At 72.4% G+C, this 10,047-nt stretch carries 16 protein-coding genes and 1 pseudogene; 6 read left to right on the top strand and 11 right to left on the bottom strand.

What is annotated here, in order from left to right; all coding sequences use genetic code 11:
* Nucleotides 1–110, top strand: a pseudogene (locus tag AB0H83_RS47900) (transcriptional regulator); the annotation flags it as partial.
* On the opposite strand, the gene AB0H83_RS47895 reads toward AB0H83_RS47900, so the two are convergent.
* From AB0H83_RS47895 to AB0H83_RS47870, 6 genes are all read right to left on the bottom strand, one after another.
* Nucleotides 88–303, bottom strand: a complete 216-nt coding sequence (locus AB0H83_RS47895; protein ID WP_360109329.1) for a hypothetical protein — start codon at nucleotides 301–303, stop codon at nucleotides 88–90. The pseudogene AB0H83_RS47900 and the gene AB0H83_RS47895 overlap by 23 nt on opposite strands.
* 54 nt (nucleotides 304–357) lie before the next feature.
* Nucleotides 358–630 (bottom strand): DUF4235 domain-containing protein, encoded by a 273-nt coding sequence (locus AB0H83_RS47890; RefSeq protein ID WP_360109326.1) that lies wholly within the window; start codon nucleotides 628–630, stop codon nucleotides 358–360.
* Nucleotides 627–890: a DUF3618 domain-containing protein gene (locus tag AB0H83_RS47885; RefSeq protein ID WP_360109323.1), complete on the bottom strand. Its 264-nt coding sequence runs from the start codon at nucleotides 888–890 to the stop codon at nucleotides 627–629. Before AB0H83_RS47885 ends, AB0H83_RS47890 begins: the two co-directional genes overlap by 4 nt.
* Before the next feature lie 97 nt (nucleotides 891–987).
* Nucleotides 988–1,662: a DUF6766 family protein gene (locus AB0H83_RS47880; RefSeq protein ID WP_360109320.1), complete on the bottom strand. Its 675-nt coding sequence runs from the start codon at nucleotides 1,660–1,662 to the stop codon at nucleotides 988–990.
* 99 nt (nucleotides 1,663–1,761) lie between these two features.
* Nucleotides 1,762–2,175 carry a hypothetical protein gene (locus AB0H83_RS47875; RefSeq protein ID WP_360109318.1) on the bottom strand — a complete coding sequence of 138 codons (414 nt, stop codon included), beginning with the start codon at nucleotides 2,173–2,175 and terminating at the stop codon, nucleotides 1,762–1,764.
* A 67-nt stretch (nucleotides 2,176–2,242) separates the two neighbouring features.
* Nucleotides 2,243–2,401: a hypothetical protein gene (locus tag AB0H83_RS47870; protein WP_360109315.1), complete on the bottom strand. Its 159-nt coding sequence runs from the start codon at nucleotides 2,399–2,401 to the stop codon at nucleotides 2,243–2,245.
* 276 nt (nucleotides 2,402–2,677) lie between these two features.
* Between AB0H83_RS47870 and AB0H83_RS47865 the strand changes: the two genes are divergently transcribed.
* Nucleotides 2,678–3,301 carry an SGNH/GDSL hydrolase family protein gene (locus AB0H83_RS47865; RefSeq protein ID WP_360109312.1) on the top strand — a complete coding sequence of 208 codons (624 nt, stop codon included), beginning with the start codon at nucleotides 2,678–2,680 and terminating at the stop codon, nucleotides 3,299–3,301.
* A gap of 18 nt (nucleotides 3,302–3,319) precedes the next feature.
* Here AB0H83_RS47865 and AB0H83_RS47860 read toward each other — a convergent pair whose 3' ends face one another.
* Nucleotides 3,320–4,189, bottom strand: coding sequence for a hypothetical protein (locus AB0H83_RS47860; protein WP_360109309.1), 870 nt, complete (start codon nucleotides 4,187–4,189; stop codon nucleotides 3,320–3,322).
* A gap of 171 nt (nucleotides 4,190–4,360) precedes the next feature.
* Between AB0H83_RS47860 and AB0H83_RS47855 the strand changes: the two genes are divergently transcribed.
* Together AB0H83_RS47855 and AB0H83_RS47850 are read left to right on the top strand one after the other, a co-directional pair.
* The gene (locus tag AB0H83_RS47855) at nucleotides 4,361–5,098 is read left to right on the top strand and encodes an SDR family oxidoreductase (RefSeq protein WP_360109306.1); all 738 of its coding nucleotides are present in this window, start codon (nucleotides 4,361–4,363) and stop codon (nucleotides 5,096–5,098) included.
* Between the two features lie 25 nt (nucleotides 5,099–5,123).
* Nucleotides 5,124–5,546, top strand: coding sequence for a family 20 glycosylhydrolase (locus AB0H83_RS47850; RefSeq protein WP_360109303.1), 423 nt, complete (start codon nucleotides 5,124–5,126; stop codon nucleotides 5,544–5,546).
* Between the two features lie 6 nt (nucleotides 5,547–5,552).
* Here the strand turns inward: AB0H83_RS47850 and AB0H83_RS47845 are convergent, their stop codons facing one another.
* The 3 genes from AB0H83_RS47845 to AB0H83_RS47835 all read right to left on the bottom strand — a co-directional run bounded on the left by AB0H83_RS47845 (nucleotide 5,553) and on the right by AB0H83_RS47835 (nucleotide 7,357).
* Nucleotides 5,553–6,212 carry a hypothetical protein gene (locus AB0H83_RS47845; RefSeq protein WP_360109300.1) on the bottom strand — a complete coding sequence of 220 codons (660 nt, stop codon included), beginning with the start codon at nucleotides 6,210–6,212 and terminating at the stop codon, nucleotides 5,553–5,555.
* 53 nt (nucleotides 6,213–6,265) lie between these two features.
* The gene (locus tag AB0H83_RS47840) at nucleotides 6,266–6,742 is read right to left on the bottom strand and encodes a methyl-accepting chemotaxis protein (protein ID WP_360109297.1); all 477 of its coding nucleotides are present in this window, start codon (nucleotides 6,740–6,742) and stop codon (nucleotides 6,266–6,268) included.
* Nucleotides 6,743–6,907: 165 nt separating this feature from the next.
* A complete protein-coding gene (locus AB0H83_RS47835; RefSeq protein ID WP_360109294.1) occupies nucleotides 6,908–7,357 on the bottom strand; it encodes a carboxymuconolactone decarboxylase family protein in 450 nt (149 codons plus the stop codon).
* Between the two features lie 94 nt (nucleotides 7,358–7,451).
* On the opposite strand from AB0H83_RS47835, the gene AB0H83_RS47830 reads away from it, so the two are divergent.
* Nucleotides 7,452–7,808, top strand: coding sequence for a hypothetical protein (locus AB0H83_RS47830; protein WP_360109291.1), 357 nt, complete (start codon nucleotides 7,452–7,454; stop codon nucleotides 7,806–7,808).
* 89 nt (nucleotides 7,809–7,897) lie between these two features.
* On the opposite strand, the gene AB0H83_RS47825 is transcribed toward AB0H83_RS47830, so the two are convergent.
* Complete coding sequence (locus AB0H83_RS47825; RefSeq protein ID WP_360109289.1) at nucleotides 7,898–8,989, bottom strand: glycoside hydrolase family 11 protein; 1,092 nt, start codon at nucleotides 8,987–8,989, stop codon at nucleotides 7,898–7,900.
* Between the two features lie 207 nt (nucleotides 8,990–9,196).
* Here AB0H83_RS47825 and AB0H83_RS47820 point away from each other — a divergent pair, with 207 nt between their 5' ends.
* The gene (locus AB0H83_RS47820) at nucleotides 9,197–10,036 is read left to right on the top strand and encodes an aldo/keto reductase (RefSeq protein ID WP_360109286.1); all 840 of its coding nucleotides are present in this window, start codon (nucleotides 9,197–9,199) and stop codon (nucleotides 10,034–10,036) included.
* Nucleotides 10,037–10,047: the final 11 nt, after the last annotated feature.

Raw genomic sequence — 10,047 nt, 5'->3', positions numbered from 1 at the left:
AGGCGGGTCTGGTCGACGCGGAGCGGCGCGGCACGTGGGTGTACTACCGGGCGCGGCCGGCGATCCTGCGCCAGCTCGCCGCCCTGCTCACCGTCGAACCGGCGGCCTGACGCCGCCCGGGACCGCGGCGGTCACCGACGGACGGCTCAGCGGCCGCAGCCCCTGTGCGGCGAGGCAGTCCAGGGCCTGGGCCCGCCGGTCGGCGACCGTGGCGCCGGGCAGGTCCACCGGCGGGTCGGCGACGATCCTGAACGGCTCCCCGGCGGTGTGGTAGTCGCTCGTCGACACGCGCAACGGGATCACCGCACGATTCTTCCGCCGGTCGCCGGTCGCCGGTCGCCGGGCAGCGGGCTGCGGTCAGCCGGGCCAGCGGCCCGTCGCCTTGCGGACCCCGACGGCGCCGCCGCGGTCGACGGCCGCCTTCACGACCGCGAAGATCGCGCCCTGCAGCGCGGCCGCGGTGAGGATCTCGCCCCAGCCGCGGTCCTCGTCGGTGGCGTTCGGCGCGTCCCGGTCGTCGCCGATCATCTTCCACACCTGCTTGAAGATCAGCCCGGCCGCGAGGCCAGCGCCGGCGCCGAGCAGCAGCCCGACCGGCTTGTACGCGATCTTCCCGACGATGCCGCTCATGCCTGTCTCCTCCGGATTGCCACGATGACCAGTGCGATGCCCACGGCCGCGGCGGCGATCGCGGCCAGCGGCAGCGGCCGGCGCGCCTGCGCCGTCACCCGCGCCTTCACCTCGCCCGCCGAGTGCGCCGCGGCCTCTTTCGCCCGCGCCTTGACGTCCACCCGGGCCGCCAGCGCCTCGACGGTCGCGCCGAGCTGGGCGCGCGTGCGTGCGATCTCGGCCTGCAGCTGCTGCGGGTCCGGCGGCGTGTCGGCGCCCATGACGTCCCTCCAAGGCCGTGACGCAGTCATCCCTTTCGACGTTGCCGCCGTGGTGCCCGCGCTCGCCGGTCGTCAAACGCGCCACGCGGGGGAGGGCTCAGCCCTCCACGCCGGTCGAGGAGTGCATGGCGCCGACCGGCTTCGACTCCGGTGATCCGCGCTGACGCAGGTAGATGGCGAGCACCGCCATGGAGAACACGGCGAGCAGCTCGGACTGCCAGTTCTGCAGCGTGCGGTTCCAGAACTCCGGCTCGGTGAGGTACTGCGGCCACGACACCGGGTCCTGCAGCTGGCTGAGCTGCCGTTCGTTGTACGCGGAGACCCCCGCCACCGACTGGGCCAGCCACGACAGCAGGAAGATGGCGCCCATCACCAGCCCCAGCGAGTTGGACAGCAGCCACCGCCGCCAGCCGGCCGCCCTCGCCCACGCCGGCGCTCCGTCGGGTGCGTGGACCCCGACCATCTGGTCCTTGTCGGACTCGGTGCCGGCCTCGTCCAGCGACTTCGACTCCGGCGAACCCTTCTGCAACAGCCAGACGGTGAGCACGATGAACAGGAAGAACTGCAGGTACTCCGACTGCCAGTTCTCCGCCACGTCGACGCCGAAGTCCGAGGACGTGACGTACCGGCCGAACGAGATCGGCGGCAGCCCGTCGGCGACCTGCTGCTGGTTGAACGCGGCGTGCCCGGCGAAGGCCTGCCCGATCAGGGCGAGCGCGAACAGCACCCCGAACACCAGGCCGAGCGAGTTCTCCCGGACGAACCGCCGCATCCGTCCCTCGCCTGTCATCGGTGCAGCAGCCCGATCGTGATGACGTACGCGAGGCCGGCCCCGACGACGGTCAGGCACAGCACGAACATGGTCCGCATCTCAACCTCCCTGCAGCACGCAGTCGTACGGACGCTCGCCCCGCGACCGGCAGCCCGCCGCGACGACCCGCCACCCGCCGGGGAACGCGGCCAGGAACTCGGTGTCGCCGGCGAGCACCACGCGGGCCCACTGCCCGTACACGTCGACCCGCCGCACGTCGGTGGGCGCCGGCAGGTCCTCGTCGAGGATCGCCTTGGCGCAGGACGCTCCCGCGGATCGCTCGAGCGCCGCGACGGTGTCCGGGGCGAGCAGCGCACACGCGGCGGCGCCGTCCCCGTCACCGGCCGCGGTCAGCAGCCGCACCGCGACGCCGGAGACCGCGTCGCGCCGGGCACCGCCGTCCGCGCAGCCACCCACCAGCGCCGTAGCCGTCACCGCGACGAGCGCCGCCACCAACGGCCGACCGGTTCGCATATAGGCATTGTTGCCCAACTCCGCCGATCGGCATACATGATCCATCCGTCCGGGTGTGCCCCCGCCGTCAGCGCTGTGGTGGCGCCGGGTCCGGGTGGGCCTCGCCCCACACGAGCATCGCATGCAGGATGCCGTCGAGCACGCGCAGCGCCCGCTCCACCCCGCAGCCGGGTCCCGGCAGCGCGCCGGTCACCTGTTTGAGCTGCTCGGCGCCAATGGTTTCCACAGTGAAACAATATGTCGCGCTGGGTACTGGTTCCCGGTGGGAACCACGGTCGGCGCCATGAGTGACCACACCGTCGTCGTGCCCGGCGCCACCGGGGAGGCAGGGCACCGCGATCGTCCGCCGGCTGCGCGCCGCGGGCCACCAGGTCCGCGCCGTCGCCGGCCGTCCACCGACCCCGGTGTCGAGCCGTTCGGCGCTCGTCGTGCCCGGTCCCACCACGGTGCGGGCCTGGGGGCCGGTCAGGACTGGGCCGCCGGCCGGTGACATCATGTCGCGATGATGTTCGAGGCTGACCAGCGCATCGTCTTCATCGGCGACAGCATCACCGACTGCGGGCGGCGCGACGTGCGCGCACCGTACGGCGACGGCTACCTGAGCCTGGTCCGCGCGTTCGTCACCGCCCGCCACCCGGCGACCCCGCTCGCCTGGGTCAACCGCGGCGTCAGCGGCGACACCGTGCGCGACCTGGCGGCCCGCTGGGACCGCGACGCGATCGGCGAGCGACCCGACTGGCTGGCCGTGATGATCGGCATCAACGACGTCTGGCGGGCGTTCGCGGGCCGCCCCGCCGAGGCCGTGCCGCTGCCGGAGTACGAGACGACCCTGCGCACCCTGCTGCGCCGCGCCGTCGACGCCACGGGGTGCCGGTTGTTGCTCGCCGACCCGTACCTCATCGAACCGGACCGCACCGATCCGCAGCGGGCGGAGAGCGACCGCTACGCGGCGGCGGTGGCCCGCCTCGCCGCCGAGTTCGGGGCGCCGCACGTGGCGACGCAGGCCGCGTTCGACGAGGTGCTCGCGGTGTCGCCGGCGTCGCTGTGGGCCGACGACCGGATCCACCCGGGGCTGCCGGGGCACGCGGTGATCGCGGACGCCTTCCTGCGCGTCATCACCGGCTGAGGCCGCCGGCCCGCAGTGTCACGGGCCGAGGCCGGCGGTGTCCAGGTCGTCGCGGTCCGGGCCGGCCCACGGGTGCAGCAGGTCGGTGCCCGCGTGCCGGGGCACGTCGGCGACCCCGAAGTCGCCGGGCGCGGTCTCGACCTGGCGCTGCAGCGCCGCCCGGATCGTGCCGCCGTCCTCCACCAGGCGTTCGTAGGCCTCGTCCCGGTCCCCGCCGGCCGCGGCATCCAGCAGGAGCGCCGCGAGGTCGTGCAGGGCGAAGTACCGCGCCGCCCGCACCACGGCGTCGGACCAGTCCGCCGGGAACCCTGCCAGGGCCGCACCGAGCCCGCCGGCCACTGCCCGGTGGTGCAGTCCCCGCAGGCGCGCCAGGTGCCGCAGCCCGGCCGGCCCGGTGTCGGCGCCCGGCCCGTCCATGGCGATGCGCAGCCACAGCTCACCCGCGGCGTCCCAGAGCACCTCGGCCACGTCGCGCAGCAGGTAGCCGCGCCGGTCGTCGACCCACGCCGGTGCCGGCCGCCAGTCGTACGCGGCCCGCACCCCGTCGAACCTCGCCGCGCCGGTCACCGCGAGGAGCACGTCAAGGCCGTACCGGCACGGCACGACCGACGCCCGCGGCACCACCCCGGGCACGCCGGCGAGCGACACCCACACCTGCTCGTCGGAGCCGGACGTCACCAGGTCGTGCCAGCGCCCGCCGTCGAGCATCGCCACCTGGCAGTGGCTGTCACCGATCACCGAGACGACCACGGCGACGCCCCGCTGCCCGTCCCGCCACGAGAACGAGGGATCGTCCTGCGGCGGTGCCGAGGCCATGGCCCGCTGCAGGTCGCCCGGCTCGACCAGCTGCCGCGTGTTGCTCGTGCCGTACACCCGCCGCTCGATCACGACCCACCCTAACCACCGCCCGGCCCGAGGGCATCCCTGCCCGCCCTTCATCCACCACGCCGGCATCATCGCAGCGGGGTACGACATTTTCCGCCGCCACCTCCCGCGGGCGATGCGCGTCGAGCCGCCCGGTCTGAGGATTGGCGCGAACGGGAGAGGTGGACGCCGAGCATGGACGACGACCGGACGCTGCGGGGACAGACCGTGCTCGTCATCGGCGGCAGCGCCGGCATCGGGCTCGAGACGGCCCGCCTGGCCCGGGCCTGCGGCGCCGACGTCATCCTGACCGGCCGTGACCCGCAGCGGCTGGCGCGGGCCGTGGCCGAGCTGGACGCCGTACACGCCGAGGTGTTCGACGCGACCGACAGCGCCGCGCTCGCAGCGTTTCTCGGTGGGCTCCCGCGTACCGTGGACCACGTCATGGTCACGGCGGGCCGTCCGTACTACGGCCGGGTCGCCGACGTGGACGTACGGGAGGCAAGGGCTTCCACCGACGCGCACCTGTGGCTGCCGATCACCGTGGCCCGGCACGCCACCGGCATGGTGCGGCCCGGTGGGACGCTGCTGTTCATGGGCGGCACCGGGGCGCGGCGTCCGGCGCCCGGGCTGGTGTTCGCCGCCATGGGCACGGCCGCGCTGCCCGCCCTGACGGCGAACCTCGCGCTGGAGCTCGCGCCGATCCGGGTCAACCTCATCGCCGCCGGGTTCGTGGATACGCCGCTCTCTGCCGAGCTGCTCGGTGACGACCTCGAACGGCGCCGCGACGAGCTACGCGCCACCCTGCCCATCCGGCGCGTCGTCGGACCCGGCGACGTCGCAGCCCTCGCGGTGCACATCATGACGAACGAGGCGCTGACCGGCGCCACGTACGACATCGACGGAGGTCAGCAGCTCTTGCCCGGTGCCTGAGTGCCGGTGCGGTACCGTGTGGACCATGCGACCGTCCGGAATGGACACGCTGGCGGTCGCCCGCGGCGGCAAGGTGCTGCTGTCACCGGCGCACAAGGTGTACCTCGACATGAAGTACGACCTCAGCACCCCCATCGGCTACACGTGGGCCGGCTGCATCGACGTCGCCGACATCTACGACTGGGACCCGGGGCACCTACATGCACGGCGTGCCCGAGGCGGCGGTCCTGAGCGTCGAGGCTCCACTGTGGTGGAGACGCTGACGTCGTACGCCGACGTCGAGTACATGGCGTTCCCGCGGCTCGCGGCCCTGGCGGAGGTGGCCTGGTCGCCGTGGAGCACGCACGACTGGCCCGGGTTCGCCGAGCGGCTGGCGGCGCACGGGCCGCGGTGGGAGGCCGACGGGGTCAACTACTGCCGGTCGCCGCAGATCGCGTGGCCCGGATGACCGGCGTCACCCGTCGGCCGGGATCGGGTCGAACGAGGTCCCGTCCGCCGGGCCGACCTCGTGCAGCCGGCCGTCGCGCACCTGGTACACGAAATTGTGCCGGGTCCGGGCGGCGTAGTCGGCGCGCTGCTCGTCGGTCCAGTCGTCGTGGTGGGTGTCGGGGTATCCGGCCGAGTCCGGCTCCGTCAGCAGCCGCACCACGTAGACCGCGTTGGCGCGCACCTCGATGCGCCACCGGTCGTCGGACCACTCTCCCTCGGCCTCGATGACGCCGTCGACGACGTGGTCGAACGTGAACCCGTGCAGCGCGGGCGGATACACCCGGCCCGGCACCGGCTCGGCCAGCTCCCGCGCGACGGTGGCGCCCGGCGCCAGGAACGTGTCCACCAGGTACCCCATCCAGAGGTCGGCGTCGTAGAACTTCTCCCACTCGTTCCAGGCGATCGCGGTGCCGTCGGCGGTCGGCGCCCACTTGCACCAGTACCCGGGCTTGCCCGGATCCGCGTCCCGGGCATCCGCGAGCTCGTCGCCGTAGCCGAGGGCGTAGGGTCCGGTGGTGCGCGGCTCGTGCCTGGTCTCGGCGAATGCCAGCAGGTAGTCGATCTCGTGCCGGTTGAGCGGTGGAGTGATCGTCACCTGCCCGGTGAAGGTGGTCTCGTACCCCACGACGGGTCCCCTTTCACGAGGTGTCGCTCGTGTATACCAGCCGCGGGGCCCGATCAGCGCTGCGGCACCGACACCCGCTGTTCCCGGACGAGGGAGTCGACGGCCTCCTGCGTCGAACGCAACCGCTCCATGGTCTCGTTGATCTGCTGGATGCTCCTGACGGCCTCGCCGGTCTGCGCCCGGATCTGCTTGATCTGCACGCCGATCTGCTCGGTGGCCTGACTGGTCTCCGTCGACAGCTCCTTGGCCTCACCGGCGACCACGGCGAAGCCCTTTCCGGCGCTGCCGGCCCGGGCCGCCTCGATCGTGGCGTTGAGCGCCAGCAGGTTGGTCTGCGCGGCGATGCTGGTGATCAGGTTGCCGACGTTGCCGATCTCGGTGCTGCTGGCGTCGAGCTTGCCGATCGTGGCGGCGGCCTCGTCCGCCCGCGCGGCGGCCGCCGTCACGGCCTGGCTGAGGTCCTGACTGACCTGCCCGAGCTTCGCCGCGGACGCGGACAGCTGCGCCAGCTGGTGCTCCGCGGTGGCCATCAGCGTCTTCTCGTTGTCGATGTCGAACAGGGCGCCGGCGACCCGCAGCGGGACCCCGCTGCGGTCCCGTTTCGTCGCCCCGGTGGCCCGGAACCAGCGGTAGCTGCCGTCCTTGAGCGCTGTCGCGGCGGACCGGAGCGGGCGCCCCGGTCCGCCGCAGACCGCTCACCAGGTCTTGCCGGCCTGCTCCCGGATCGTGTGGTTGATCCGGTTGAAGAAGTTCGTCAGCGCGATCTCCAGGATGATCGAGCTGAGCTGGTCGTCGTTGAAGTGCTCGGCCGCGGCGTCCCAGATCGCGTCCGTCACGCCCGGCGCGCAGTCCTGGATGCGGGTGGCGGCCTCGGTGAGGGCCAGGGCCGCCCGCTCCGGCTCGGTGTAGAACGGCGTCTCGCGCCACGCGACCACGTTGAACAGCCGCTCCTCGGTCTCGCCGGCCTGCTTCGCCGACTGCAGCGTGGCATAGACGCACGGGCTGCAGCCGTTGATCTGACTGGCGCGCAGATGGACCAGCGACAGCAGGCGCCGGTCGACGCCGCCGGCGTGGATCGCCTTGTACAGGTGCTGCACGGCGGTCATCACGTCGGGGCTGGTGGCACTCTTCAGACGGGTCTCCATCGGTCCTGCTCCTTCGTCGGTGGTGTGGCTGTTACCTGGGCCCGTCCGGGCCCGTCATCACCCATGACGGAGCAGCGCCGGGAAAGGTAACAGCATGGCCGACACGACCGAGACGTTCGAGGCGTTCCTGGCCGCGGCCCGCCTCGGCGACTTCGAGGGCCTGCTGCGCATCCTCGACCCGGACGTGAAGCTCACCGTCGACGGCCCCGACGGCGTGTTCGTCGTCCTCGGCGCCACGAAGGTCGCCGCCGGTGCGCGGCTGGGCGCCGCGGGCGCCGGCGGCGGGCGGGCGGTGCTGGTCAACGGCCTGCCGGGGTTCGCCGCGTGGCACGAGGACGGCACGCCGCGGTCGGTGGTCGCGTTCACCGTGGTCGACGGGCGGATCACCGCCATCACCGCGGTGGTCGCCCCGGCCAAGCTGGCACTGCTGGACCTGCCGGATCCGGCATGAGCCGGCGCGGCCGCCAGTGGCCGGTGGGGACCGGCCGGGCCGGTCGCGCCGGTCCGAGGGGGCGTTCCCGGACCGGCGCGATCAGCTGCTCAGCGGCAGGTGGCGCCGTTGAGCGTGAAGCCGCTCGGCGCGGACGTGTTGCCGCTGTGGTTGGCCTGGAAGCCGATCGTCGTCGAGCCGCCCGGCGGGATCGAGCCGTTGTAGCTGACGTTGGTCGCGGTCACCTGGCCGCTGCTCGGCGAGTACGTGGCGTTCCAACCCGACGTGATCGTCTGCCCGGAGGCGAGGTTGAACCGCAGCGACCAGCCGTTGATCGGGGTCGTGCCCGTGTTGGTGATGGTGATGTTGTCGGTCAGGCCGGTGTTCCACGGGTTGAGCGCGTTGGTCACCTGGCAGGCCGCGGTGCCACCGCCCGGCGACGAGCTCGACACGCTCGGCGACGGCGAGCTCGGCCGGACCGAGGTGGGGCCGCTGGTCGGGCCTTCGCTGACCGTGATGCTGGAGCTGCCGCTGCTCTGGTACCCCTCGGTGGCGAGGACCTGGTAGTCGTGCGCGCCGAGGGTGAGGCCGAGGCCGGCCCAGGCGTTGAAGTGGTTGGCGGTGGTGATGGTGCCGCCGGTGCGCTTGCTCTGCCGGACGCTCCAGTACTGGTAGAACGTCGCCGTGCCGATGATGGACGGCTGGTTCACCCGCTGGGTGCGGTAGATGTCATACGTGCTGCCGTCGGTGGTGACCGAGCCGAGGCGCTGGGCGCCGGTGCTCGGGTTGTAGTTGCCGAAGTTCTCCACCACGTAGTACTCGATGAGCGGGTTGGTGGTCCAGCCGTACAGCGCCAGGTAGCCGTTGCCGTTGACGTTGAACGTGCCGGAGTAGTTCACGGTGTGGCTGGAGCCGGGTTTCCAGCCCTTGCCGACGACGGTGTTGTTGATGTTGTTCCACTGGACACTGTACGAGCCGCCGGCGCCCAGCGTCATGTTGACGTTGCCGTTGTCCTTCCAGTACGTGAAGAAGTAGCCGTTGTGGGTGCCGGTCGTGTTCGAGGTGATGGTCCGGTCGGCCTCGGCGTGGGCCGTGCCGGTCAGCGTCAGCGTGGCCGCGGCCAGCGCGACGGCGCACGCACCGGCGATGAGCAGCCTTCCGCGGCGTAGGCGGCGCCTGGGGTGTGCGGAAATGTCATTCATGCCTGCGTCCCTTCATGCAGCAGTCGACTTTCGTCGATGGCGGCAGTCTCATTCGCGCCGGTGTGCCCGTCAACAAATTTCGAAAGGCAGAAAATGTATTCGGGGGACGGCGGAAAATGAAACTTTCATCGCGGCGACGCGATTTCCGGGGCGCGGATCCTTCGGTATGTTCGTGCGGCGCGGCGGCGGGTGGGGTTGGATGGTGCAATGACCGAGACTGCCGCGCCGACGGTCGCGCTGCCGCACGGCGCCGAGATGCCACGCCTGGGCCTGGGCACGTGGCCGATGGACGACGCGGCGGCCGAGACGACCGTCGCCACCGCGATCGAGCTGGGCTACCGGCTCGTCGACACCGCGGAGAACTACGGCAACGAGCGCGGCGTCGGCCGCGGGCTGAAGGCGTCCGGGGTGCCGCGCGCGGAGCTGTTCGTCACGACCAAGTTCAACAAGCGCTGGCACGGCGTCGAGCTGGCCGCCGAGGCGTTCGAGCGCAGCGCCGACCGGCTCGGCCTCGACCACGTCGACCTGCTGCTCATCCACTGGCCCAACCCGCAGCAGGGCCGGTACGTGCAGGCCTGGCAGGGCCTGGCCCGGCTGCTCGAGCAGGGCCGCGTGCGCGCGATCGGCACCTCCAACTTCAAGCCCGCCCACCTGGAGCGCATCATCGCCGAGACCGGCGTCGTGCCCGACGTCAACCAGGTCCAGCTCAGCCCGATGGTTACCCGTGAGTCCACCCGCGCCTTCCACGCCCGGCACGGGATCGTCACCCAGTCGTGGTCGCCGATCGGTGGCGAGGGCAACGACGTGCTGCACGACCCGGTCGTCGCCGCGATCGCCGAGCGCCACGGCCGCACGCCCGCGCAGGTCGTCCTGCGGTGGCACCTGGAGCTCGGGCTGACGGCGGTACCGAAGTCCAGTGACCCGGGACGGCTCCGGCAGAATCTCGACATCTTCGATTTCACGCTGTCCGCCGGCGAGGTGGCCTCGCTCACCGCGCTCGACCGGGGTGACGCCGCCGGCGCGGACTCCGATGCGTTCGGTCACTGACCGGGCCCACG

It is taken from the genome of Dactylosporangium sp. NPDC050688 (genome assembly GCF_040654515.1).
GTDB lineage: Bacteria > Actinomycetota > Actinomycetes > Mycobacteriales > Micromonosporaceae > Dactylosporangium.
The sequence above is the reverse complement of the archived record's forward strand: the minus strand, read 5'-3'. Positions and strand labels throughout refer to the sequence as shown.